This is a genomic window from Halomicrobium mukohataei DSM 12286, assembly GCF_000023965.1.
In the GTDB taxonomy this organism is placed as follows: Archaea; Halobacteriota; Halobacteria; order Halobacteriales; family Haloarculaceae; genus Halomicrobium; species Halomicrobium mukohataei.
Map to the genome: position 1 here is coordinate 1,801,356 of NC_013202.1, position 25,268 is coordinate 1,826,623.

Below are 25,268 nucleotides of genomic sequence, written 5' to 3' on the forward strand. Positions count from 1 at the left end.
TCACTAAACTCGACATTTTCTGCCTCACATTGTGAGCGTTGACCGACGATCCGATCTGTTGACTCTTCGACCGTCGTTCCCCTGTAGAAGGCGTCCGTGCCAGTTCTGGCCTTCAGTGTACCAACCTCCGAACTTCTGCTCGGAGTCGGCGGCCATTCTATATCGCGGATTGTGGTTTACCTACTCGTGATCGAACGCACGAAAGACCAAACGATAAGCCTGCGCCGGGCGAGAGCAGCGACATGGGTCTACGAGCACCCCCTCTCGACGACGTTCACGCCGCGGCCGAGGCGAGCTTCACCGACTTCGGCGGCTGGGAGATGCCCGTCGAGTTCGACTCGATCCGGACCGAACACGCCGCCGTCCGCGAGGCGGCCGGCAAGTTCGACGTGTCTCACATGGGCGAGATCGTCGTTTCGGGGACCGAAGCGACGGGTCTGATGCAGCGGCTCACGACGAACGACGTGACCGACCTCCGGCCCGGCCAGGCACACTACGCGGCGATCACCCGCGAGGACGGGGTGATGCTCGACGACACCGTCGTCTACCGGCTGCCAGAGGCCGTCGAGGGCGAGTACCTGTTCATCCCCAACGCCGGTCACGACGAGCAGATGGCGACGCGGTGGCGCGAGTACGCGGACGAACGCGACCTCGACGCCATCGTCGAGAATCGGACGACCGAGTACGGCCTGATCGCGCTCCAGGGGCCCGATGCACCGTCGCTGCTCGCAGACGAGACGACGCTGTCGCTGGACGAGCTTGGCCGCTTCGAGATCGCCACGGCCACCGTCGCGGGCGTCGAGACGCTCGTCGCGACGACCGGATACACCGGCGAGGCGGGCTACGAACTCGTCGTGCCGTGGGACGAGACCGAGACCGTCTGGGGTGCGCTCGACTGCCAGCCCTGCGGACTGGGTGCGCGAGACACGCTCAGACTGGAGATGGGCTTTCTCCTCTCCGGGCAGGACTTCGATCCCGAGGACGATCCCCGCAACCCCTACGAGGCAGGGATCGGCTTCGTCGTCGACCTCGACACCGAGTTCGTGGGTCGTGACGCGCTGGAAGGCGTCGACGTGGAGGGTCCCGCGGAGAAGCTGACCGGCCTGTCGCTGATCGACCGCGGCGTTCCGCGTGCGGGCTACGACGTGACGACGCCGAACGGCGACCGCGTCGGCACGGTCACCAGCGGGACGATGAGCCCGACGCTGGGCGAACCGATCGCGCTGGCGTATATCGACACTGACTATATCGAACCCGGACGGACGGTCCGGGTCGTCGTTCGGGGCGAACCGAAGAAGGCACGTATCAGGACCACGCCATTCCTCGATAGATGAGCTTCGACGTTCCCGACGACTGTCGGTACCTCGACTCCCACGAGTGGGTGCGACAGGCAGACGACGCGGCGACGATCGGCATCTCAGACTTCGCGCAGGACGAACTCGGCGACGTGGTCTTCGTCGAACTGCCCGACGAGGGCGCGGAACTGACTGCCGGCGAGGAGTTCGGCGTCGTCGAATCGATCAAGGCGGTCTCGGACATCTACGCGCCCGTTTCGGGAACCGTCACCGCGGTCAACGACGCCCTGTTCGACGAGCCGGAACTGGTCAACGACGATCCCTTCGGCGACGGCTGGCTGCTGGAGATCGAACTGGCCGAGGGCTCGGAACTGGACGACCTGCTCTCGCCCGACGAGTACCGCGAGCAGATCGCCTGACCGGCTCGAACTGCTGGCCGTCTCTCACTTTCCGGTCGTCGTCTCGGCGGGGGCTCTCGGTGGCTCGGCGATGGCCAACTCGAACTCGACTTCGATCGGATCGTCGGTCGCCGGTGTCTGCTGGTCGGTGTTGTCCAGCGTCAGGAGCAACTCTCGGTCGTCCAGTCGTTCGACCAGCGCCGTCTCACTGACGTTCTGACGGGTGTACTCGTCGACGACCGACACGTCTCGGGCCCCGCTCTGGTAGGCGTCGTAGGCCGCGCGCTCGAACACCAGCACGTCGACGGTCGCGTCGTCGACGACCGACACCTCGTAGCTGAGATAGGAGCCACCGGTCGCGTCGTCAGTCTGTAACTGGTGGGCGCTGAACTCGCCCGGTGGGAGTTCGAAGGTGCCGCCGCTACTGCTCGACTTGAACGCCCGGCGAGGGTCCTCGGGGTAGTCGTCAGCGCGGTCGGGAACACCGTCGTCGTCGCCGTCCGTCGGTGTAGGCGTCGGATCGCCGCCCAGCGCCGAGCAGCCGCCGAGCAACGTTGCGCCGCTCAGGAGGAGTTCGCGACGGGGGACACGCATGCTGATTCGTTCCGGCAGAACGGTGGTAGACGTTTCGGTCGCCGCGACTGCTCTGGAACGCGCACACTAATGTAGGCCCAGCCGTAAGCCTCGCCTATCACGTCCCTACGGGGACGACCTACATCATGAGCGAAGACGATGCTCGCGGGACGCCCTATGCACCGCACACGGCGGCGACGACGGCGGCGATGCTCGACGCCGTCGGCGTCGACAGCGAGGCCGCACTGTTCGACATCCCCGAGTCCGTTGCCTTCGACTCGGACTTCGACATCCCGGAACGCTCCGAGCGGGAGACGCGCTCGCACGTCGAGGGGATCCTCGGGCGCAACGACGACCTGACGGCGTTCCTGGGCCGGGGGCACTACGACCACTACGTCCCCTCGATCGTCGACGACCTGGCGGGGCGCTCGGAGTTTCTGACCTCCTACACCCAGTACCAGCCCGAGATCGCACAGGGGTTCTTGCAGGCGCTGTTCGAGTACCAGTCGATGCTGGTCGAGCTGACGGGACTGGGCGTCGCGAACTGCTCGATGTACGACGCCGCGACCGCGCTGGGCGAGGCCGCGACGCTCTCTCAGCGGCTCCGGAGCGTCTCCGGCGACCGGATACTCGTGCCGGACCTGCTGCGAGCGGGCAAGCGCGCCGTCCTGGACAACTACGCCGCGGGGCCGGGACTGACCGTCGAGACGTATCCGACGACGGACGGCAACGTCGATCTCGACGCCCTGCGCGGGGCACTCGGCGACGACGTGGCGATGGTCTACGCCGAGAACCCGACGGTCCGGGGCACCATCGAGGAAGGGCTGGCCGCCGTCGGCGACGCCGCCGACGCCCACGACGCGCTGTTCTGTCTCGGGACGGATCCGGTTGCGATGGCGCTGCTCGAAACGCCGGCCAGCGTCGGCGCGGACGTGGTCGTCGGCGACGCGAGCTCGCTGGGGACCGGCACGGCCTACGGGTTCGGACTCGGGCTGTTCGTCACGCGTGAGGCGTACCTCCGGCAGGTCCCGGGACGCCTCGTCGGCGCGGCCGAGGACGACAGCGGTCGGCGGGCCTACACGCTCACGCTCCAGACGCGCGAACAGCACATTCGCCGCGAGCGGGCCACCTCGAACATCTGTACGAACCAGGCCTGGGTCGCGCTGCGAGCGGCGATGCACGCCGCCTGGCTCGGCCCCGACGGGCTGGTCGATCTCGCCGAGTCCTGTGTCACCCGCGCTCGCGACCTCGCGGCGCGGATCGACGAGATCAGCGGCGTGCGAGCGCCGGTCCACGACCGCCACCACTTCCGCGAGTTCGTGGCTCACACCGACCAGCCCGCCGAGGCGATCCGCGCCGACCTCGCCGAGGAGGGGTACGCGGTCCACGCGGTCGGCGACCACGAGATACAGATCTGCGCGACCGAGACGACCGAACGCGCCGTCGACGACTTCGTCGACACCCTCGCGGAGGTGGCCCGATGAACTATTCACAGGCCCGCTGGACGGACGACGACGACCGGTATGAACCGCTGCTCTCCGAGAAGTCCAGCGAAACGGTCTCGACCGAGGACGGCCCCCTGCCCGACGATCTGACCCGCGACTCGCTGACGCTGCCCGACGTGAGCGAACCCGAACTGGCCCGCCACTACACGCGCCTCTCACAGACGAACTACGGCGTCGAGAGCGGCCCCTTCCCGCTCGGTTCGTGTACGATGAAGTACAACCCCTCGTTCACCGAGGATCTGGCCGCCAGCCCCGACGCGGCGGTCCACCCCGATCAGCCGACGGAGACGACACAGGGGACCCTGGAGTTGCTGTACCGGCTCCAGGACTATCTCGGGCGCATCGGGGGGATGGACGCCGTCTCGCTCCAGCCCCCCGCCGGTGCGGCCGGCGAGTTTGCGGGGATCCTCGTCGCGAAGGCCTACCACGAGCACAACGGCGAGGACCGCAGTGAGGTCCTGATCCCCGAGTCGGCTCACGGCACCAACTTCGCCAGCGCGGCGATGGCGGGCTACGACGTGGTCTCGCTGGCCGGCGACGACGACGGCCGCGTCGACCTCGACGCGCTGGAAGCGGCCGTCGGCGAGGAGACCGCGGCGCTGATGCTGACGAATCCGAACACGCTGGGCCTGTTCGAGCGCGACATCGAGGCGATCGCCGAGATCGTCCACGACGCTGGCGGCCTGCTGTACTACGACGGCGCGAACCTCAACGCGCTCCTTGGCCGCGCTCGGCCCGGCGACATGGGCTTCGACGTGATGCACTACAACGTCCACAAGACGTTCGCGACGCCCCACGGCGGGGGCGGTCCGGGCGCGGGTCCGATCGGCGTCACCGACGAGCTCGCGCCGTTCCTCCCCGCGCCGCGGGTCGCAGAGTCCGGCGGCGGCTACGAGTACGTCGATCCCGACCGCTCGATGGGCAAGGTCCACGGCTTCTACGGCAACTGGCCGGTGCTGTTGAAGGCCTACGCGTACATCGCTCGGCTGGGCGACGCGGGGCTCGCCGACGCCAGCGCCAAGGCCGTCCTCAACGCGAACTACCTCGCCGAGCAGATCGACTACGAGATCCCGTTCGGTCCCTTCCACCACGAGTTCGTCGCCAGCGCGGGCGAGCAGGACGCCGCGGACGTGGCAAAGCGGATGCTCGACTACGGGGTCCATCCGCCGACGACGAAGTGGCCCGAGATCGTGCCCGAGGCGCTGATGACCGAACCGACCGAGGCCGAGTCTCGACGGACGCTCGACCAGCTGGCCGCGGCGTTCGACGCCGTCGCCGGGGAGAGCGACGAGACGCTCGCGAGCGCCCCGGAGTCGACCGCGGCCCGCCGGATCGATCAGGTCCGTGCCGCTCGCGAGCCGCGCCTCAGTTGGCAATCGCTGGACGAATAGCCGCCGGAAGTACGCAATCCTTATTATTTTACCAGTCCTGAGTTAACAATATGGCCGTCGTTAGCGTCTCGATGCCGGACGAACTGCTCGAACGGATCGACGAGTTCTCCGAAGATCACGGGTACACCGGCCGGAGCGAGGTGTTTCGCGAGGCCGCCCGGAACCTCCTCGGCGAGTTCGAGGACCGCAAGCTCGAAGATCGCGAACTGCTCGGCGTCGTCACCGTCCTGTTCAACTACGAGACCACGAGCGTCGAAGAACGGATGATGCACCTGCGCCACGAACACGAGGGGCTGGTCGCCTCGAACTTCCACAGCCACGTCGGCGACGCCTTCTGTATGGAACTGTTCGTTCTGGAGGGGCAACTCGACGAGATCTCCGCGTTCGTGGGCAAGATCCGCGCGACCAAGGACACGCTGACCATCGACTACTCGGTGACGCCGGTCGACGGCTTCGAACCGACCTTCGAGGGCGCGTGAACGCCCCGATCCCCGCTTCGCTCCCGTCTGCCGTTGACCGGTTGATATATTTCCCTCCACGCGTTATCTGACGCCGTTCGATGTCCGCTCTTCGCGTCCTCCACGTCAGACCCGCCGACTGGTCCGGTCCCGAGCTCGGTGACGACTTTGCGGTCACCGTCGTCCACGGGACCGACGGTGCTGACTTCGAGACGGCGAATCTGGACTGTGCCGTCGTCGAGGCGGCCCTCGGCGACGACGATGGGATCGACGCGCTGAGGGCACTGCGCGAGCGGGCTCCATCGCTGCCGGTCGTCCTCTGTACTGCGGTCGCCGACGGGACCGTTGGGGCTGCCGCCACGCGCCACGGCGTGACCGAGTACGTACCCCGAGACGGCGCGGTTCGCGTCGCCGATCGGGTGCGAGCCGTTGTCGCCGACCACACGTCCGACGATGCGTCCGCGCCCGAGTCGACGGGGAGGTCGGCGGCCGCCAGCGCCGGCATCTCGGAACGCGAGCAGCGCCGGCACGCGCTGACGGCGACCAACGAGGCACTGGAGTCACTCGCCACGCTTGCGTCGCGAAACGACCTCGAGCAGACGGAACGGATCCGCCAAGCCTTGGAGATCGGCCGCCAGCGTCTCGGACTCCCGCTCGGATACTTCACCCGGATCGACGGCTCGACCCAGCGGATCGAGGTGACGGCCGGTCGCTCTGATCTGGTCAGTGCGGGAATGTCGGCTCCCCTGTCGAAGACGTACTGTCGGCGGACGATCCAGCAGGACGGCCTGCTGACGATCGCAGACGCCGAGCAGGAAGGGTGGAGCGACGACTCGGCCTTCGAGAGCTTCGGCGTCTCCTGTTATCTCGGCGGGACCGTCGTCGTCGACGGCGAGACCTACGGTACGCTGTGTTTCGGCGCGACGGATCCCAGAGACCGGTCGTTTACCGACGCCGAGAAGCGCCTCGTCAACCTGCTCGTCGAGTGGGTCGGCAACGAGATCGAGCGCAACCAGCGAGAGACGGATCTCCGGCGATACGCCGACATCATCGAAGCCGTCGACGACGGCGTTTACGCGCTCGACGACGAGGGCCGCTTTACCCTGGTCAACGAGGCGATGACGGATCTCACGGGCTACGATCGCGAGACGCTGCTGGGTTCGCACACGGCCCGCATCAAGGACGACGGGACCGTCGACCGCGCCCAGTCGATCCTCGTGGAGATGCTCCGCGGGGTCCGATCCGACGAGGAGACGTTCGAGCTGTCGATCCAGCGCGCAGACGGGAGCGCCTTTCCCGCACAGGATCACATGACGATTCTGCGCGACGACGGCTCGTTCGCCGGGACTGCCGGCGTGATCCGCGACGTGACCGCACAGCGAGCCCGCGACGAGGCACTGGAGGGGCTATTAGAGACGACCCGATCGCTGATGGCCGCCCAGACACCGACGGAGGTCGCAGAGATCGTCGCCGGTGCCGCCAGCGAGACGCTGGGGTTCGAACTCAATCTGGTTCGACTGTACGATTCCGACGACGACACGCTCGTCCCGATCGCCAGAGCCGGCGACAGCGCCGACGAGATCGATCGGCCGATCCGGGACAGCGACGAGGGGTATCCCGGCGAGGCCTTCTCCACCGGGGAGACGCTCGTCGTCGACGACCTGAACGACCGGGCCGGCTACGACAGCGGGCCAGCGGCGTCGGCGATCTACCTCCCACTCGGCGAGTACGGGGTCTGTACGGTCGCCAGCACCGAGCCACGCGCCTTCGACGACAGCGACCGATCGATCGCCGAGATCCTCGCCTCGAACGCCGCCGCGGCGTTCGAGCGCGTCGATCGCGAACAGGAGCTGTTGCGCTACGAGACGGCCGTCGAGAACGTCAACGACATGCTCTACGTCCTCGACGAGGAAGGCCGATTCCAGCTGGTCACACAGCCGCTGGCGACGTACCTCGGCTTCGACCGGTCCGAACTTCTCGGGGCGCGCCCGGAGATCGTCCTCGACGACGCGACCATCGACCGGTTCGAAGCCGAGATCGGCTCGCTCCGCCGTGGAGACGCCGACCACGCCGACGTACAGACCGAGCTGTCGACGGCAGACGGCAACGATCGACCGGTCGAGATCGAGATCTCGCTCATCTCCGGCGAGGGGGCGTTCCAGGGAACCGTCGGCGTCGTTCGCGACCGGACGGAACTCCAGCAGACCCGCGAACGGCTCCATCAGGAACAGACTCGCTTTTCCTACCTCTTCGACGCGCTGCCGGATCCGGTCGTGGAGACGGAGCTGGTCGACGGCGAGCCGGTCGTTCGATCGGCCAACCCCGCGTTCGCCGAGACGTTCGATCTCGGCGACTCGTCGCTGTCGGGTCGGACGATCGATTCCCTGCTGCGGGGGCCGGACGACTCGGAGTCGACCGATCCCTCGCTGTCTGCGGTCGCCGACGACGAGTCCGTCCAGGGCGAACTCAGGCGCTGGACGGCCGACGGGTTCCGGGACTTTCTCTTCCGGGCGGTCCCCTATCAGCGGGGCGACGGCCGGCAGTTCGCCTTCGGTATCTACACCGACATCACAGAGCAGCGCGAGCGCCAGCGGCGACTCGAAGTCCTCAATCGCGTCTTGCGCCACAACCTCCGCAACGACATGACCGTCATTCTGGGGACGGCCGAAGAACTGGTCGGCCGGGCCGACGACGAGGAGAACCGAACGCTCCTCAGGCGACTCCTTCGAAAGGCCGAGGGCGTCGTCTCGCTGTCGGACCGGGCCCGCGAGATCGAGGCAGCCGTCCGCCGGGACCCCGCGACGACGGACTCCGTCTCGGTACCGGAGATCGTCGAGAGCGTCGTCGACGAACTCGCGACCGAGCACCCCGAGGCGACGCTCCGGACCGACTGCGATCCCGTTCCGCCCATTGCGGACCCGCGACTCCGAACGGCGCTGTACGAGACCGTCGAGAACGCCCTGGAACACAACGAGGTACCGACCGTCTCCGTCGACGTGACGGCCGACGCCGAGAGCGTCCGTATCCGGATCGAGGACGACGGCAGCGGCATTCCGGCGGACGAACTCGCCGTCGTCACCGGGGACGCAGAGATCACGCAACTGACGCACGGCACTGGCCTGGGCCTGTGGCTCATCACGTGGCTGATCGAGTCCTACGGCGGCACCGTGACCTTCGAGAACACCGCCGGGACGACCGTGACGCTCCGCGTGCCCCACACGGACCGCTGAACTACAGGGCCTCTCGGATCTCTCGGGCCAGGGTCGCGTACTGTTCGGTCCCCGTGCTCTTCTTGACGAACGCGGTCGGACAAGCGGCCGCCCCATCGTCGATGTCGTCCTCGTCGCGGCCGGTAAACACCAGAAACGGGATCTCCGGTCGGCTCGCGCGGATCTCCTGACAGAGTTCGAGTCCGTCGAGTTTGGGCATCGTCAGGTCGCTCACGACGGCATCGAAGGAACCGGCACGCACCCGCTCCAGGGCCGCTTCCGGATCGCTCTCGGTCGCGACCGTCAGTCCCTCCTGTCTCCCCAGAAATGCCTCGGTGATCTCGAGTACGTCTTCGTCTTCGTCTACGATCAAGACCTCGATTGCCATCGTCACATGTGAATGGCACACACTGGGTTAAACCCCCGGGTCACGGGACCTCTCGCCGCCATCTGTCGCTTCCGAGGCGACTCGCCACCTCGCGGTGACGAGAGGTCACCCCCTCACCGCATCGCGGCCAGGTCCTCGAACACGTCCTGGTCGGCACTCAGCCAGGTGGTCGTTCGCTCACCCTCCTCGACTGTCCGGGGCGACACCGTACAGCGATCCGGCCCGTCGTCGTACTCGACGACCGTCGCTTGCAACGCCAGTGATCGACCAGCGCACGCCGTCGCGCGGGTGCCGTGCAGGCTCATTCGGTTCGATGCTCACAGACGAGGGTAAAAACGGCTACTAAGAGTGCTATCGAGAGCTATAGTCGCTATTGACCGCGCCGCGCGTCGTCGGTGTCTCCGCTCGGCCTCGCCGCCGATCAGGCCGTCGCGCCGGTGTCGACTTCGCCGTCGATGCGGACGAATCCGTAGTCGCACTCCTCGCAGTGCCACTTCGTCTTCGTGCCCAGGTGCATCGTCGTACTCGCGACTTTCCAGAACGTCCGGTACTCCTCGCAGTCGGGACAGTAGTGCTCAAGGTCCATCGCCATACGACCGGCTTTTTCGTGGGGACAATTGAAGCTCCCGGTTTCACAGCCATAAATCGGTGAGCGCTATATTGAATCGGCGTGGGGGAACTTCTGAATTTCAGAGGAGATACCTCGAGTGCACGAAAACAGCCCAAAATTGATCCCTTTCAGAGTGTCGTTACTGGCAACAGACAGTCCAAGTTGATGTAGAGCGCTAGTCAGGCGGGGTTAGTGCCAAGCAAACCAATTCGACGTGGCCAGGTAGCATAGCCGTTGCAGATGTGAGAGCTAACGGTACCTATCCGATCACTCATCTGATGTAAATCCTGCGAGCAAGTACCAGTAAAGGTAAGATGAAAAATGCGAGTCCAATGGTCGGGCCGAGAAGTACAATCTTCGAGAACTCGTGTGCGACAAAGGGACTTAACCCTAGTTCGTACCTGTAAGGAATCGTTGACCAATTAAGATAGAAGCCGAACAGCGGTACTGCGAGAAGGAAAGAGAAAGTCAGGAGCATGAACTGCCGCCGAATCTGTTTCTGTGGAGTGTTCCAAGCGGTCATACTCATTAGTAGTGTAGACCCCATACTCGCCATCACAAAGCAACCTACACCAATTGCACTCCCACCGACAGTAACGACAACTGCTGGGAGGTCAAACTGTACTATTGTTCCCCAGACCGCCAGAATTGAGAAAAATACTGGCCAAATAAGCACCCCCAATATATACCCATATGGTGGCTCAAGTAGCCGACTGTCCAGTAGAAATTCTGAATGGAGGATGTCTGCCCAATTACCACGTGTTCTTGAAACCACATTTATTATATATTGTTAGAAATATATAATATTTGTCCTTTATGCAGACTTCGGTTCTATAGTAGAATTTAAAAGGACAATATATAAACAAGATTTAATGAAATCGATATCGAAAAGTCTATGTTTATTATAATTTGCCTGCGTTTTTATATTCAACCCCAGCGGAGAGTCCTCTGACTTTGAATCTGATTTCAATATATGGCCTATCGGAGAGGGTATATCCTGTGAACTTCCCTTCAGCCCTATGGTGACCTTCTTCAGTACCTCGCCCCGATCTGTTACTCGCTGACCGCGACCCGTGACGGCTCCGCCGTTCTCAAAAACCGGAGATTTCTGATGGGCTGCACGAGAACTCCGTTCTCGTGAACGTCGGCGGGTCGCTCTGCATTTCAGACAGTGTATGACTCAATTCCAGACTGAACCGTGAGAGTGGTCGACACCCAACAATTCTGAGATTGTGACCGTCTCCTTGATCGACAGCCCCGCCGTGTGGAGACGCACCCAAAACCGCCGGATGGGTGTCAGTGTGTGCTCATTCTCCCAAGCGCCTTGGCTGTCCGTTTCCAACCTTTCTCTGAGCGGGTCTGCGAGTGACATGAACATCTCTCGCTACGGCCTGCTCGTTCCTCACTCCCTCAACTAGACAGTGCCTGTTATTAATCCATGACATTTATTCGATATCCACTAAGCTCTCTTTGCACAGATTCTGCCGTTCGGATCTACTGTCAGTTGTCGTCCCGCCCCGACTAACGTTATAAGTCACTGGCCGCCCCAGCGTCGATCATGACGATCTACACGGGTCGTGGCGACCAGGGCCAGACCGACCTCCGAAACATGGAACGGGTTTCGAAGGACAGCAAACGGATCGAAGCCTACGGCACCGTCGACGAGGTCAACGCGCTCGTCGGCGTCGTGCGGCCGACTGGCCACGACGACATCGACGAGAAGCTCCGGGAGATCCAGAACCACCTCCACGTCGTCCAGGCCGACTTCGCGAACCCCGCGCCGGAGGACGACGATCCACAGATCGGCGACCGTCACGTCGAGACCCTGGAGTCGTTCATCGACGAGGCCGACGCCGAACTGGAGCAGCTCACGCAGTTCATCCTCCCGTCGGGCTCCGAACCGGGCGCGAAACTCCACCACGCCCGGGCGGTCTGTCGGCGCGCCGAACGGCGGGCGGTCTCGTTCTCGGCCGAAGAGCCGGTCAACGAGACTGCGATCGTCTACCTGAACCGACTGTCGGACGCGCTCTTTACGCTCGCGCGGCTGGTCAACAAACGCGAGGGCGTCCGAGAGGAGAATCCCGACTACTGACCGCCGCGTGGTGGCCCGCTCGTCGGCGGCCGCCCTCTCGACTGCGGATGGAAACGCCTTTGATCCGGACAGACACACATCCGAGCATGAGCAACGGGGACGACGACGGCGAGGACGCTGCACTCGACGTGACTCTCGACAGTCGCCTCGACGACGCAGCCGAGGCCCTGGAGGCCGCAACGACCGAGTCGGCACTGGACGACGTCGAGGCGACCCTCGACGAGATCGAATCGGACCTCGAAGACGCCGAGCTACCGGAGCCCGACGAGGACGACGAGGACGCGGACGACCCCCGCGAGCAACTGGAGTCGCGCCTCTCGGAGCTGCGTGACGACCTCGAAGACCAGCGCGGCCCCTACGTCGAGGACGTCGCCGAGACCGTCGATTCGGCGTCCGCGACCGTCGCGGACAGCGAGTGGACCGACGACGGGGAACGGGAGGCCGTCGCCGCCGTCGAGTCGTTCCTCGACGCCGCTGGCGAGCACTACGACCTCGACGCCGATGCGGGCGACACGCTCGGAAGCGCGTCCGACGCGCTGGCCGACGCCGCGACGGCACTCGATGCGTCCGGCCTCGATCCCGACGAAGACGCCGACGCCATCGCCGGACTGGTCGAAGCCGCGGATGCGCTCGAAGACGACCTCGACGCCGCGGAGACGTGGGACGATCTCACCGTCCAGGAGCAACTCGACGCTCGGGGCTTCTACGACGTGCTGGACAACGAGAACCGCAAGGACTTCCCGCCGGAGTGGTCCGCTCTGAAGATCTACGCCAAGCAGGGCGAGGTCGAGCCGATGCTGTTCGCGCTGGGAAAGCTGGACGACTCGGAGTTCATGGAGGAGTACGTCCTCGACCAGTTCCTCCACATGGGCAGCGAGGCGGCCGACGCTTTCGACGAGCTCCACCAGCGCGCACAGAAGCGCGACAAGCTCCCGATCCGGATCCTCGGAAAGATGGGCGACGAACGTGCCGCCGACACTCTCCACGACTTCATCGAGGGCGACGGCGATCCGGCGCTCCAGAAGGTGACGCTGCGCGCACTGGGTGAGATCGGCAGCGCAGACTCCGTCCAGCCCGTCGCCAACCGACTCGTGGCCGAGGACGACGAGGTCCGCTCGGTCGCGGCTCGCGCGCTGGGCCTGCTCGGCGACACCCGCGCGATCGAGCCGCTGGCCGACGTACTCGACGAGGACGACGTGGACTCCGTTCGAGCCTCTGCCGCGTGGGCACTGCGCCAGATCGGCACGGCCCGCGCGCTGGACGTGGCCGGCGAGTACACCGACGACGAGGCCTACCTCGTCCAGGCCGAGGCCGAGAAAGCCGCGAGCGTCTGAGCGTCTCACCCGTAGTTTATCAGGGAAGACGGCCCATCCCGTCTCGATGGTCCGTTTCGCCCCGCTCCTCTGTGTCTGCTGTCTGTTCCTCGCAGCGAGTGCTCTCCCGGCCGTCGCACAGGACGAGACGACACCGTCTGCTCCGCACCCGGAGATTGTCGCCGCGTATCCGGACCCGATCGCCGACGGCGACGCGGGCGAGTTCGTCGTCCTCCGGCTCCCCGCCGAGGCGGAGCTCGCCGGCTACGTTTTCACCGACGGCGACACGACCGTCTCGCTGTCGAACGTCTCTCGGCGGGGGCGAGTCGCTCTCTCTGCCGGACCCGACCGCGCTCGCAATCACACGGCCGCGCCGGTCGTCGCGGTCGACCGACTCGGACTCGCCAACGGCGGCGAACACCTCCAGGTGCGTCGGAACGGGACCGTCGTCGACCGAGCCGTCTATCGCGACACGGAGGAGGGCGAACGCGTCACCTGGAACGGGACTGAGCCCGTCTGGCGACCGATCGGTGCGACGGACCGGCCGGTGGTGTCGGCAGAGGGAGGCCACGTCCGTGCGTTCGTGCTCCCGGACGGCCCCGCCGTGCCGATCCAGACGGTGCGTGACGCCGACGACCGCGTCCTCCTGGCGGGATACACCCTCACCTCCGGCCGGGTCACCGACGCGCTCGTCGCGGCACACGAACGGGGCGTCACGGTGCGCGTCCTGCTGGAAGGCGCGCCGGTCGGCGGGCGCACGCGCCAGGGCGCACGACGACTCGACCGTCTGACCGAGGCCGGGATCGAGGTTCGCCTGATCGGCGGCGAGTACGCACGCTACGACTACCACCACGCGAAGTACGCGGTCGCCGACGACCGCGCGCTCGTCCTCACCGAGAACTGGAAGCCGAGCGGGACCGGCGGCCACAGCAGCCGCGGCTGGGGTGTCCGAACGAACCAGTCCCGCGTCGTCGACGGTCTCGCGGCGACGTACCTGGCCGACGCCAGCGGTCGCGACGCGCGCCCCTGGTCGCAGTTTCGCCGCGGCCGCTCCTTCGAACGGGGCGCGGTCTCGAACGCGAGCTACGAGACGACCGTCGCTCCCGAGACCGTCCCCGTCGAGGAGACGACGCTGCTGGTGACTCCGGACAACGCCGAGCCGCGACTGGTCGATCGGCTGGACGGAGCCCAGACCTCGATCGACGTGATACAGGTGTCGCTGGGATGGGACGGCACGCTCGCCGACGCGCTCCGACGCGCCGCCGACCGCGGCGTCCGCGTTCGCCTCCTGCTGTCCAGCGCGTGGTACGTCCGCGAGGACAACGAGCGTCTCGCCGAGCGCTTCGAGGAGTGGGCCAGCGCCAACGACGCACCCCTGTCGGTTCGCCTCGCCGACCCTGCGGGACGCTACGAGAAGATCCACGCGAAGGGCGCGATCGTCGACGACCGCCGCGTCGTTCTGGGGAGCCTCAACTGGAACGACCGGGCGGCCGCGAACAACCGCGAGACGGTCCTCTTACTGCGTGGCTCTGCGGTGGCCGACTACTACGGAACGGTGTTCGACGCCGACTGGCGGGGCGGTCGCTCGCCGCTGCCCTACGGACTGCTCGCGGCGGTCGCTGGCTGTCTCGGACTGGCCCTGATCGTCGGCGGGAAAATCAGGTTCGAACGACGGTAGGTCAGTCCTGGCTCAGCACGCCCGTGCTCTGTAGTTCCTCGTCGATCTCGGCGTCGGCCATCTTCTCGACCAGCGCGTCGATCACCTGTTCGCGCATCCCCTTGACGAACTTGATGGAGCCGACGACGAGGTGGCCCCCGCCGCTGACGCCGCCGCCGTCGATCTCGTCGCTCAGCTCGGTGACGTACTCCGGAATGTCGAGGCGGACGCCGTCAGAGCGGAGGACGGCGAAGTCCGGACCGTAGCCGATCGTGATGACGGGATCGCCGGTCTCCTCGACCTTGCGGTCGTGGATCTTGCCCGTGGTCTTGCCCGGCGCAGGGTAGGTAAAGCGATGGGCGTGGTGTTCCACGTCGATCTGGTAGAGGTGTGCGCCGTTGTCCAGGCGCTCGTGTTCGAGGTGGTCCATCGCGGCGTCGAGCTGGGTGTCGACGTCTCGCTCGGCCCGCGTCGAGAGGAACTCGACGATCTCCTCGTGGCGGTCCCGGTCGTCGCAGTTGACGTTCAGCGCGTCGTCGATCAGTTCGCGACCGTCGTCGTACTTGAGCCAGAAGGTCGCGTAGTCGAGTGCTTCGCCGACGTCTCGGAGGTCCGCCTCGTCGTAGCCCTCCTGTCGGGCCAGCTCGACGTACTCGGGCATGGCCTCGCCCTCGGAGCGGTCCGAGACTCCGGCGACCGCCGGGACGTGGCGCAGCTCGTCGGTCAGCGACGGGTCGATCATGCGGGCGAGTTCGACGCACATCATCCCGGTCGTGATCCGGTAGTCCTCGTCGTGGAGGTAGGGGTTGACGTGGGCGTCGATCAGCGGCTCGACGGCCTCGGGATCGGGGTGGTGGTGGTCGACGACGACCACGGGGATGTCGTAGTGTCGGAGGTTCCGGTAGGCCGGCGTGTCCTCCTCGGTCGAGCCGTTGTCGAGCATCAGGACCAGCGGAAGCTTCTGGCCGTGACGCTCGCGGTTCTCCAGCGCGAAGTTGAGGTCGCGGGTCACGTCCTCCAGCTCGTAGTAGGGTGCCTTGCTCGGCAGCCGCTTGAGCATGTGTCGGCCCGCCTCGTCGTCCTGGTAGTGCCGTGCGACGAACCGCTCTAGCGCGAGCTGTAGCGGGACGCTGGCACAGAGGCCGTCGCCGTCGGCGTGGTGTCGCATCCGGATCGGCCGCCCTTCGAGGACGGTCCGACGGAGCTGCCGGGCCACGTCTCTGAGGTCGTCCCACAGCTTCTCGAAGGCCGGCCACTCGACCAGCGGGTCGATGTCGGCCGGCTCGGCGGCTTCGTCCAGCGCCTCGTCGATGTCGTCACGGACCGCCCGCTCGCGGTCGCCCCCGAGGACGGTCAGCTCATCGACCTCGACCTGGACGCCGCCGTTGCGGCTCTCGACGCGGCCGGTCACCTCGGCCACGTCGCCGAGGTCGACGGCTGGGAACGCCCGGACGCCGGCCTCGTCGAAGGCCGCGCAGGGAACGACGCCGCTCTCGTCTCGGAGCTGGAAGATCGTCGGCCCGCCGGTCTGTTTGATCTGGAGGACCTCGCCCCGGACCGTGACGGTCTCGCCGGTCACGTCCGCGAGGTCGTCGACGACGGCGTCGGTCCCGCGGCCGACCGCTTCGGTCGTGTAGTCGGCGAACTGGACCTCTTCGAAGCTCACGTCGCCGTTCTCTCGCACCTCGGCGAGCTCGACGACGAGCTCGTCGCCCACGTCGTAGTCGCCGACGAGGTTCGAGTCGTGAACGAGTCCGGACAGTTCTTCCGAGAGATCGACGAAGACGCCGTACTCGACGACGCCGTTGACTGTACCAACGTAGCAGCTGCCCTCCTCGACGTCGTCGAGGGTGCAGCCGTCAGCGAGTTCGTAAACGACGGTTCCCCCGTCGGGAACCGGGGCACCCGTGTCGGTGCCGGCTGGCGGAGACATTTGACCTGTCTTGGTCGCTACCGCGTTTTTATGCTTCGGTATCGTCGCGCCGGCAACTGCCCGTCACGCCGACCGGACAACGGCGACGCACGCCGTCGTCTCGACCTCCGCCCGGGCGGGCGTTCGTACGGAACGTCGCCTCTTCTCCGTGGTCGCTCCCACCGCACGCTCCTCGGAAAGTTTAGAAGGCGCGATACCACACGTTCAGACATGGGCCTGTTTCGCTCGGGCGGGATCCTCGGCATCGCCGACTCCGCGCTCGAGTTCGCCCTCGCGGCGTCGGAGGAGAGCCACCCCAACGAGTACATGGGGATCCTGCGCGGCGAGGACGCACGCACACTCGGACTGGACGAGGACGGCACGGTACTGTCCGACGTGCTCGTGATCCCCGGAACGGAATCGAACCCGGTGAGCGCGACGCTCAAGACGAGCATGGTACCCAACGACCTGCGGGCCGCGGGATCGATCCACTCCCACCCCAACGGCGTGCTCAAGCCGAGCGACGCCGACCTGCAGACGTTCGGCCGCGGCGACGTACACATCATCGTCGGCGCACCCTACGGGAAAGACGACTGGCAGGCGTTCGACAACGAGGGCCAGCCGATCGAACTCGACGTGCTGGACGTGGACCCGCCAGAGGAGGAGTTCTTCGATTTCACCCAGGCGGACATCGACGCCGAGTTGCGGGAGGACGAATGGTGACCCGCGACGTCGTCGCCCAGGGGACCTTCGACATCCTCCACCCCGGCCACGTCCACTATCTTCGGGAAGCGAAGGCGATGGGCGACCGACTCCACGTCATCGTCGCCCGCAGCGAGAACGTCACGCACAAAGCGCCGCCGGTCGTCCCCGACCGCCAGCGCGTCGAGATGGTCGAAGCCCTCGATCCCGTCGACTACGCTCGACTGGGCCACGCCGAGGACATCTTCGTCCCCATCGAGCAGATCGAACCCGACGTGATCGCGCTGGGCTACGACCAGCACCACGAGGTCGAGGGGATCGAGACGGCACTCGACGAGCGTGGCCTCGACTGCGAAGTGCGTCGGGCCGGACCGCGAAAAGCCAGCGAGGACGAGATCCTCTCGACGGGATCGATCATCGAGAAGATTCTGGACGAACGGAGCTGACTGGATCGATGTCGTCGTTCTGGTGATCGTTTCCCCCTCGAGATCGGTCTCATCTCCTTTGGACGGAATGAGAGTATCAGAGACTGCCCGTCTGCATCCGGTTTCGACGAGAACGCAACGAAATTGCCGCTCTGTAGAACGTGCAAACTTTTCAGTACTGTTCGTGTGGTAGACAGCCAAAATACAGATACCTCCCAACTCTTATCATGAATTAACTGCAATATTTCAGTATGCAGTCCTCGCAAATCCGCACCCTCCACACTGTCTGTAAGCGGTATGGTCCCGGGCGTCTCCCCCACGCAGAGAAGAACGATATCGGTGCGGGATATGCAGCCGCAGCCGCTGCAGTCATTGCAACGCTCCTCTACGGAGCAGTAATCAGTGCCATGGAAATATTCACAGCCGGTATCGAAGGAGCATTTGGGATGGTATTTTTCTCTCTCGCGCTTCCCTTTGTCGTCCCAGCTGCATTCCTTGTCGGCGTCATTAGTTGGCGATTGCTACCATCGTATTCTACACCAATCGGCATCGTTGGCGGCGGGTTAGGGAGCATAGCAACATATCTTGTTGCAACTGTACTCTTCGGGGCATTACTGACGGCCATGTCCGCGCTTTCATTGACCGGTGCTGATCCAATTAGCGCCATTACATTCTCCTACGGCCTCCTTGCTACCGCGTTCGTTCTCACATGGTGGGTGACTATTCCGATTGGTTGTCTCGCAGGTTATGTGTATGTAAACGTCGTCAACACGTCCAACTGAACTGAACGGCACTACGTGTGCGAACTTTTTCCACGTCGGGTTCGCCTGGGGCGAACCGCTCGCGCAAAACTTTGATAAAAAAAGGCTGCTCTCTCTCATTGGTCGCTCGCGGATGCCACGCTTGTGACTCACCCTCAGCGGCAACTCCTCGCCCTGTACTGACTGCGTGCGATTCACCGTCAGAGCAAGCTCTCTCGAGCCCTCCTTCACACCGCTCAGGAGGACCACGTTTTTGCACGAGTGGTTGCGAACGGAGCGAGCAACCCGAAGTGTAAACAGGTGGTACTACAGTAGACCGACGTCGTCGAGGCGTTCGACGGCTTCTTCGAGCCGTTCCTTGCTGTTGGCGTAGGAGATGCGCGCGTAGCCCGGCGTGCCGAAGGCGTGGCCCGGCACGGTCGCGACGTGGGCCTCCTCGATCGCTTCCTCGCACCAGGCGTCGTCGTCGCCGTCGGGCGCGACCTCGGGCATCATGTAGAAGGCTCCCTGGGGATCGGGGACGTGGACGCCCCGCTCCTCGAAGAGGTCCTTGAGGAAGGTGCGCCGTTCGTCGAAGGCTTCGACCATCTCCTCGACCTCGCTCTCGGTGTTGCGGATCGCCTCGACGCCCGCGTGCTGGACGAAGTTGACGGCACAGGAGACCGAGTGGCCGTGGACCTTCCCGGCCTCGTCGATCAGCTCCTCGGGGCCGGCGAAGTAGCCCAGCCGCCAGCCGGTCATCGAGTAGGCCTTCGAGAAGCCGTTGAGCGTGATGGTCCGGTCTTCCATGCCGTCCAGCGTCCCCAGCGAGGTCGCCTCGCGGCCGTCGTAGGTGATCTCCTTGTAGATCTCGTCGGAGATGACCTGGAAGTCGTGCTCGACGGCCAGGTCGCGAACGCCTTCGAGGGCCTCGTCGGTGTAGACCGCGCCGTGGGGGTTGCCCGGCGAGTTCACCACGAGCAGTTCCGTGTCGTCGCTGACCGTCTCGGCGAGATCGTCGAGCGCGCCCGCGAGCTGGAAGTCGTGGGCAGCGGTGTCGACGCGTTTCAGCGAGCCGTCGGCGAGTTTCACCATCGCCTCGTAGGAGACCCACGCCGGGTCCAGCAGGACGACCTCGTCGCCGTCGTCGATCAGCGTCTGGAAGATCTCATAGAGGGCCTGCTTGCCGCCGGGCGTGACCATGAGGTTGTCTTCGTCGTACTGGGTCAGCCCGTCGTCGTGGAGCTTCTCGGCGATCGCCGACTTGAGTTCCGGGATGCCACTGGTGGGCGTATAGCCCGTGTGGCCGGCGTCGAGGGCCTCCTTGGCGGCGTCTTTGATGTTCTCGGGCGTGTCGAAGTCCGGTTCGCCGACGCTCAGGTCGACCACGTCGACTCCCTGGGCCTCCAGCTCGGCGGCCTTGTTGCTGATCGCGAGCGTCGCGCTCGGTTCGACTCGTCCTACACGTGCGGCGAAGTCCTGTGTCATTGTGGTACTCTCAGTCGTTGTCGTCGGTCCGCGCTCACTGTCGCAGTTCCGTCGCGAGCGAGACGGCACTGTCGACGGCGTCGCCGCCTTTGTCGGTTCGTGCCGTCGCCTCGTCCTGGCTCATGCCCGGGCCGATGACGCCCATCGTCACTGGAGTGTCGCGGTCGAGGCTGACCCGCGTCAGTCCCTGGGCGGCGGCGTCGGCGATCACCTGATCGTGGTCGGTGTCGCCGGTGACGATCGCGCCCAGCACCGCGACGGCGTCGACGTCCTCGCGCCGCGCCAGCCGGTCTGCGGCCAGCGGCGTGTCGTAGGACCCCGGCACCTCGCGGGTCGCGACGATCGTCGCGTCGTGATCGCTGGCGGCCTCGCGAGCCGACGCTTCCATCGCTTCGATAACCTGCCCGTGTTTGTCGTACTGGGCGACGACGAGCCCGAGCTGCACCATACCCGAGTGGCGGGTGGGAGAGCTAAAAGAAGTACCGCTTACGGCCGAGTCCGCGCCGATCGGACGGCGTCGGTCTACCGCGAACCAGAAGTGTTCTAAGCGGGCCTCGTTTCAGTGGCCGGTATGCATTCGTCGGGCCCCGACACCGACTCCGAGCGCCCTCCACAGGAGACGGACGGTGAGGCTGGCGACCCGGGCGACGACGGCAGATCGCTTCGGACGTTGGCGACGACGACCGTCGGTCTGGTCCTCGCGGTGGCGGCCGTCGGTCTCGTCCTCCGACTGGCCTTCCTGGGTGACCGCATCGCCCACTGGGACGAAGCGCGCGTCGGCTACTGGATCACCTACTACGTCGAGACGGGGTCGTTCGCCTACCGCCGGATCATCCACGGTCCCTTCATCCAGCACGTCAACGGCTGGCTGTTTCCGCTGGTGGGTGCCAACGACTTCACGATGCGGCTCCCGGTCGCGCTGATCAGCGCGACGCTCCCGCTGTCGGCGCTGCTGTTTCGCGAGCACCTCCGCAGGGTCGAACTGCTCGCGATGGCGCTCTTCCTGGCCGTCAACCCCGTCGTCCTCTACTACTCCCGGTTCATGCGCAGCGACCTGCTGGTCGCGACGTTCATGTTCTTCGCGCTGGGTGCCCTCGTGCGGTTCTACGACACCCGGCGCTGGCGCTACGTCTACGCCGCCGGGGTGCTGATGGCGTGTGGCTTCGCCTCGAAGGAGAACGCGATTCTCTACGTGCTGACGTGGCTCGGCGCGGTCGGTCTGCTCGCCGACCAGGCGCTGTATCGTCCCCGGAACGACGCGAGTGGCTCGGCGCTCCTCCTGGCGAAACTGCGGGCGCTGGCCGGTCGCGTCCGCGGTGGCGCGCCGACGGCTGCCAACGGCGGGTCCTCGTCGGGGCGGTCTCCGGGCTGGTGCTCCCGAGGCGGGCGGATACTGCTACATCTCGTCGGCGTCGCCGCGGTCTTTCTCGCGCTCAGCCTGTTCTTCTACGCACCGCGAGGTGCGGGCGAGGCGGGGCTGTACCACCCGCCGGGGACGACAGAGCAGGTGATGCTCTGGCAGGCGGTCGGGGACCCGGCGCAGTTGCCGACGCTGCTCGAAGAGACCTGGGCCCACGTTCGGTTCGAGTACGGCGAGTGGTTCGGGCAGGCCGGCGAGAGCGGCGAGGAGAGCATCGCCAGCACGTACGTCGAGTATCTCGGCCGGTTCGTCCGTGTCATGGGGCTGAAGGCAGCGCCCCTGACGGTGCTCTCGGTCGTCGGGTTCGCCGCCGAGCGATACGGGCGCGCCGAGAGCCGGAACCTCGTGATGCTCGCCGGCTACTGCGGGTTCGTCTCGGTGCTTGGCTACCCGCTTGGGACGGACGTCTTCGGGGCCTGGCTCGTCGTCCACGCGCTCGTCCCGCTCTCGATTCCGGCCGCCGTGGGGCTCGCTCGGATCGTCGACTGGGCGCGGGGCGCGTTCGTCGCGGACGACGCGGTCGGGCTCACGACCGCCGCGGCCGTCCTGCTGCTCGTCGGCGGCGCGACCGCGGGCGTCGTCACGAACTCGGTGTACCTGAACGACCAGTCCGAGGACAACTATCTGGTCCAGTACGCCCAGCCCGGCGACAGCCCGCGGGCCGAACTCGAAGCGATCGATCGAGCGGCCGGGGACGACCGACCTGGGCCGGACGTGTTGCTGTTCTACGGCGAGGAGGGGGATCGCTGGGACGACGACGAAGCCCTCGTCGAGCGGGACCGTGCCGGCTGGAACCGCTCGAAGTTCAACTATCGGCCCCTCTGTAGCAAGTGGTTCAACGCGCTGCCGTTGCCCTGGTACTTCGCCACCAGCGACGCCGACGTGGACTGTGCGAGGACGCCCGGCAACGTCACGGACCGCCTCGACGACGGGCCGCCGGCCGTCGTCGTCACGGTCGCCTCGGACCGGACGACCCCCGAGGCGGCGCTGCGCGACGCGTACAGCTCAGAGACCTACGAGATGCGAGCGTACGGCACGCGGATGACCTTCTGGGTCCACGACAGCGTCGAGCGCGACCGGGAGGTGAGATCCGTCCGTCGCGTCGGTCCGTGAGGCAACGCTTAAGCGGGTCGGTCGGAACCCCTCGCACATGACCATCTCGACACCAGGCGTGACGCTGGGCGTCGTCGGCGGCGGTCAGCTCGGACGGATGCTGGCGGAGGCCGCCGCGCCGCTGGGCGTCGATCTCGTCGTGACCGATCCGACCGAGGACCCGCCGGCCGGCCCGGTCGCGAGCGACGCGCTCGTGGGCGATTTCGACGAGTTCTCGACGATCCGGGCAGTCGCAGAGCGCGCCGACTACCTCACCTTCGAGATCGAGCTGACCGACCCCGACGCCCTGGAGCAGGTCGCCGAGGAGACCGGCGTTCCGGTACACCCGAAGCCGGACACGCTCCGACTCATCCAGGACAAGCTCGTCCAGAAACGCCGTCTCGGCGACGCTGGCGTCCCGGTCCCGGCCTTCCGGCAGGTCGACGACGAAGACGATCTCCTGGCGGCGGGCGAGGAACTGGGCTATCCCCTGATGCTCAAGGCCCGCGAAGGCGGCTACGACGGGCGGGGCAACTACCCGGTCGAGTCGCCCGACGACGTGACCGACGCCCTCGACGCGATCCAGGGGCCGGCGATGGCCGAGGAGATGATCGACTTCGAGCGAGAGCTGGCCGTGATGGGGTGTCTGGGAGCCGACGAGCGAGACACGTTCCCGGTCACCGAGACGATCCACCGCGAGGAGATCCTCCGAGAGACGGTCTCCCCTCCGCGAGCCGACGAGGACGTTCGAGAGCGCGCCCGCTCGATCGCGCTCGACGTACTCGACGCGATGGAGGGGCGGGGCGTCTACGGGATCGAACTGTTCGAGACGAGCGACGGCGAGATCCTGCTCAACGAGATCGCGCCCCGCCCCCACAACTCGGGCCACTGGACCATCGAGGGGTGTCACACCTCGCAGTTCGAACAGCACGTTCGGGCCGTCACCGGGCGACCGCTCGGGACGACCGAGCGCCGTGGACCGACGGTTTCGGCAAACGTGCTGGGCGACGTACCGGACCGCCAGCGTGCGACACTCTCCGGCGAAGACGCGGTCTTCGAGACGCCTCGGGCGCACCTCCACTGGTACGGAAAGCGAGAGGTGTACCGGCTCCGGAAGATGGGGCACGTGACCCTCGTCGGCGACGGCGAGACGATGGACGAACTACTCGCGGACGTTCGAGCACTGCGAGAGCGACTGACCTTCCAGTCCCGCTCGCAGTGACCACTGTCCGTCTCGATTCGTGTCGGGCGTGGCGAGGCCATGTCCAGTCCCCGCCACGGGAAGAGAGTCGCGCCGCGTGCCTCTGATATGAACCGCACGCTCAGTTTCGTCCCGGTCGAAATAAATCTCAGTTACAGTTCCGTGAGAGGTTTCGCTAATAGTTAGTACTTTTCCGAACGGCTGTCGTACTGTCTGACATGTCCGAGCTGCCAGACGACTTTCCCGAGTGGCTCACGGCGGAGCGCCACGCCCACTACACCCGGCCGCCGACGCTCGCCTACCAGCTCTCGCGCGCGTACCCGAACATCGATACCGAGTCCGAGCTCTACCGCGCGGCCCACCGGGACATCGTCCGCCAGCACGAGGCCGGCACGACTCCGGAACAGATCTTCTCGAACTTCCTGTCGATGGTCCGCGACGCCGGTGGCGTGCTGCCGGTCGCGCTGGTCAACCGGCCCGGCGGCGATCGGCTCGTCGCCGACCCTGGCGGCGACACGCTGCTGGAGTTCGGTCTCGATGACGACGATTTCATGGAGTTTCGGGAGCTCTCTCGGAACGATTTCGACGACATGACTCGCGAGGAGCTGATCGATCTCCTCGTCTCGCTTCAAGACGCCGTCGAGTGACCGGCGACGGATCGCCCACACTTACGGCCCAGCGGGACGGAGAGACGATCATGACAGACTCGGAGAGCGTGCAGTCGCTGATCGACCAGCTCCGCGAGGAGGCTGAGATGGACCGCCCGAACGAGGCGACCCCCGACGTGGGAATCATCATGGGCTCGGACTCGGACCTGGCGACGATGGCCGGCGGCAAGGGAAAGCGTCCGGGTGCCTACGCTGCTCTCGCGGAGGAACTGGGCTTTGCCGAACAGACCGACTTTACCGACGCGCCCGAGGCTCGCTTTACGTTCGAGAGCTTCGTCGTCTCGGCCCACCGGACGCCGGAACTGATGTACGCCTACGCCGAGACGGCCGAGGCCCGCGGTCTCGATGTCGTCATCGCGGGCGCGGGCGGGAAGAGCGCCGACCTCCCGAACATGACCGCCTCGATCGCCTACCCGCTGCCGGTGATCGGCGTTCCGGTCCAGGAGAAGTCCGTCGACAGCGTGATCGGGATGCCACAGGGCGCGCCGATCACGGCCGTCGACGCCGGCAAGTCGTTCAACGCTGCTCTCACCGCGGTTCAGGTCCTCTCGCGGAAACACCCCGAACTTCGCGAGCGCCTGCAGGCGTACCACGACGAGCTACAGAACGAGGTCGGTACGGTGTCTCGCGATCTGCACGAACTTGGGACGCCGGAGTTCAAATCGACGTACTGGGACGGGGAGTAGCTCGGCTGAGCCGGCTCTCGACGCGCTCCGGGCACCGACGCCCGG

23 protein-coding genes and 1 pseudogene are annotated in these 25,268 nt (G+C 65.9%); 16 read left to right on the forward strand and 8 right to left on the reverse strand.

Features of this window, described 5'->3' with window-relative positions:
- The first annotated feature begins 242 nt into the window (after positions 1-242).
- Together gcvT and gcvH are read left to right on the forward strand one after the other, a co-directional pair.
- A complete protein-coding gene (gene gcvT / locus HMUK_RS09070) occupies positions 243-1,334 on the forward strand; it encodes a glycine cleavage system aminomethyltransferase GcvT (RefSeq protein ID WP_015762847.1) in 1,092 nt (363 codons plus the stop codon).
- Complete coding sequence (gcvH, locus tag HMUK_RS09075; RefSeq protein ID WP_015762848.1) at positions 1,331-1,714, forward strand: glycine cleavage system protein GcvH; 384 nt, start codon at positions 1,331-1,333, stop codon at positions 1,712-1,714. Before gcvT ends, gcvH begins: the two co-directional genes overlap by 4 nt.
- Before the next feature lie 24 nt (positions 1,715-1,738).
- Here gcvH and HMUK_RS09080 read toward each other — a convergent pair whose 3' ends face one another.
- A complete protein-coding gene (locus HMUK_RS09080) occupies positions 1,739-2,287 on the reverse strand; it encodes a hypothetical protein (protein ID WP_015762849.1) in 549 nt (182 codons plus the stop codon).
- 125 nt (positions 2,288-2,412) lie between these two features.
- Here HMUK_RS09080 and gcvPA point away from each other — a divergent pair, with 125 nt between their 5' ends.
- The 4 genes from gcvPA to HMUK_RS09100 all read left to right on the forward strand — a co-directional run bounded on the left by gcvPA (position 2,413) and on the right by HMUK_RS09100 (position 8,850).
- Complete coding sequence (gene gcvPA, locus HMUK_RS09085) at positions 2,413-3,750, forward strand: aminomethyl-transferring glycine dehydrogenase subunit GcvPA (protein WP_015762850.1); 1,338 nt, start codon at positions 2,413-2,415, stop codon at positions 3,748-3,750.
- Entirely contained in the window at positions 3,747-5,162 is a 1,416-nt protein-coding gene (gene gcvPB, locus HMUK_RS09090; protein ID WP_015762851.1) for an aminomethyl-transferring glycine dehydrogenase subunit GcvPB, read from the forward strand. The genes gcvPA and gcvPB overlap by 4 nt, the downstream gene beginning before the upstream one ends.
- Before the next feature lie 50 nt (positions 5,163-5,212).
- The gene (locus tag HMUK_RS09095) at positions 5,213-5,641 is read left to right on the forward strand and encodes a CopG family ribbon-helix-helix protein (RefSeq protein WP_015762852.1); all 429 of its coding nucleotides are present in this window, start codon (positions 5,213-5,215) and stop codon (positions 5,639-5,641) included.
- Positions 5,642-5,721: 80 nt separating this feature from the next.
- Positions 5,722-8,850: a PAS domain S-box protein gene (locus tag HMUK_RS09100; RefSeq protein WP_015762853.1), complete on the forward strand. Its 3,129-nt coding sequence runs from the start codon at positions 5,722-5,724 to the stop codon at positions 8,848-8,850.
- A 1-nt stretch (position 8,851) separates the two neighbouring features.
- Here the strand turns inward: HMUK_RS09100 and HMUK_RS09105 are convergent, their stop codons facing one another.
- The 4 genes and pseudogenes from HMUK_RS09105 to HMUK_RS16770 form a co-directional block, all read right to left on the reverse strand.
- Complete coding sequence (locus HMUK_RS09105; RefSeq protein ID WP_015762854.1) at positions 8,852-9,217, reverse strand: response regulator; 366 nt, start codon at positions 9,215-9,217, stop codon at positions 8,852-8,854.
- Positions 9,218-9,330: 113 nt separating this feature from the next.
- Entirely contained in the window at positions 9,331-9,522 is a 192-nt protein-coding gene (locus HMUK_RS09110; protein ID WP_015762855.1) for a DUF7511 domain-containing protein, read from the reverse strand.
- 116 nt (positions 9,523-9,638) lie between these two features.
- On the reverse strand, positions 9,639-9,809 hold the full coding sequence (locus HMUK_RS17605) for a DUF7838 family putative zinc beta-ribbon protein (RefSeq protein WP_015762856.1): 171 nt from the start codon (positions 9,807-9,809) through the stop codon (positions 9,639-9,641).
- Positions 9,810-10,930: 1,121 nt separating this feature from the next.
- Positions 10,931-11,199: pseudogene (locus HMUK_RS16770) on the reverse strand (IS6 family transposase); the annotation flags it as partial.
- 186 nt (positions 11,200-11,385) lie between these two features.
- On the opposite strand from HMUK_RS16770, the gene HMUK_RS09120 reads away from it, so the two are divergent.
- From HMUK_RS09120 to HMUK_RS09130, 3 genes are all read left to right on the forward strand, one after another.
- Positions 11,386-11,919, forward strand: coding sequence for a cob(I)yrinic acid a,c-diamide adenosyltransferase (locus HMUK_RS09120; RefSeq protein WP_015762859.1), 534 nt, complete (start codon positions 11,386-11,388; stop codon positions 11,917-11,919).
- Between the two features lie 86 nt (positions 11,920-12,005).
- A complete protein-coding gene (locus HMUK_RS09125; protein ID WP_015762860.1) occupies positions 12,006-13,253 on the forward strand; it encodes a HEAT repeat domain-containing protein in 1,248 nt (415 codons plus the stop codon).
- Between the two features lie 46 nt (positions 13,254-13,299).
- Complete coding sequence (locus HMUK_RS09130) at positions 13,300-14,910, forward strand: phospholipase D-like domain-containing protein (protein WP_015762861.1); 1,611 nt, start codon at positions 13,300-13,302, stop codon at positions 14,908-14,910.
- 1 nt (position 14,911) lies between these two features.
- On the opposite strand, the gene HMUK_RS09135 is transcribed toward HMUK_RS09130, so the two are convergent.
- The gene (locus tag HMUK_RS09135) at positions 14,912-16,822 is read right to left on the reverse strand and encodes a DHH family phosphoesterase (protein ID WP_015762862.1); all 1,911 of its coding nucleotides are present in this window, start codon (positions 16,820-16,822) and stop codon (positions 14,912-14,914) included.
- Positions 16,823-17,032: 210 nt separating this feature from the next.
- On the opposite strand from HMUK_RS09135, the gene HMUK_RS09140 reads away from it, so the two are divergent.
- From HMUK_RS09140 to HMUK_RS16775, 3 genes are all read left to right on the forward strand, one after another.
- Complete coding sequence (locus tag HMUK_RS09140) at positions 17,033-17,524, forward strand: Mov34/MPN/PAD-1 family protein (RefSeq protein WP_015762863.1); 492 nt, start codon at positions 17,033-17,035, stop codon at positions 17,522-17,524.
- Complete coding sequence (locus HMUK_RS09145) at positions 17,518-17,949, forward strand: adenylyltransferase/cytidyltransferase family protein (RefSeq protein ID WP_015762864.1); 432 nt, start codon at positions 17,518-17,520, stop codon at positions 17,947-17,949. Before HMUK_RS09140 ends, HMUK_RS09145 begins: the two co-directional genes overlap by 7 nt.
- 230 nt (positions 17,950-18,179) lie before the next feature.
- Positions 18,180-18,710 (forward strand): hypothetical protein, encoded by a 531-nt coding sequence (locus HMUK_RS16775; protein WP_015762865.1) that lies wholly within the window; start codon positions 18,180-18,182, stop codon positions 18,708-18,710.
- Positions 18,711-18,995: 285 nt separating this feature from the next.
- On the opposite strand, the gene HMUK_RS09150 is transcribed toward HMUK_RS16775, so the two are convergent.
- The gene (locus HMUK_RS09150; RefSeq protein WP_015762866.1) at positions 18,996-20,156 is read right to left on the reverse strand and encodes a pyridoxal phosphate-dependent aminotransferase; all 1,161 of its coding nucleotides are present in this window, start codon (positions 20,154-20,156) and stop codon (positions 18,996-18,998) included.
- Positions 20,157-20,190: 34 nt separating this feature from the next.
- Positions 20,191-20,604 carry a 6,7-dimethyl-8-ribityllumazine synthase gene (ribH, locus tag HMUK_RS09155; RefSeq protein WP_015762867.1) on the reverse strand — a complete coding sequence of 138 codons (414 nt, stop codon included), beginning with the start codon at positions 20,602-20,604 and terminating at the stop codon, positions 20,191-20,193.
- A 123-nt stretch (positions 20,605-20,727) separates the two neighbouring features.
- On the opposite strand from ribH, the gene HMUK_RS09160 reads away from it, so the two are divergent.
- The 4 genes from HMUK_RS09160 to purE all read left to right on the forward strand — a co-directional run bounded on the left by HMUK_RS09160 (position 20,728) and on the right by purE (position 25,223).
- Positions 20,728-22,689, forward strand: coding sequence for a flippase activity-associated protein Agl23 (locus tag HMUK_RS09160; protein WP_015762868.1), 1,962 nt, complete (start codon positions 20,728-20,730; stop codon positions 22,687-22,689).
- Between the two features lie 37 nt (positions 22,690-22,726).
- The gene (locus HMUK_RS09165) at positions 22,727-23,890 is read left to right on the forward strand and encodes a 5-(carboxyamino)imidazole ribonucleotide synthase (protein WP_015762869.1); all 1,164 of its coding nucleotides are present in this window, start codon (positions 22,727-22,729) and stop codon (positions 23,888-23,890) included.
- 197 nt (positions 23,891-24,087) lie between these two features.
- A complete protein-coding gene (locus tag HMUK_RS09170; protein WP_015762870.1) occupies positions 24,088-24,516 on the forward strand; it encodes a hypothetical protein in 429 nt (142 codons plus the stop codon).
- Positions 24,517-24,566: 50 nt separating this feature from the next.
- On the forward strand, positions 24,567-25,223 hold the full coding sequence (gene purE / locus HMUK_RS09175) for a 5-(carboxyamino)imidazole ribonucleotide mutase (protein WP_015762871.1): 657 nt from the start codon (positions 24,567-24,569) through the stop codon (positions 25,221-25,223).
- Positions 25,224-25,268 lie beyond the last annotated feature (45 nt).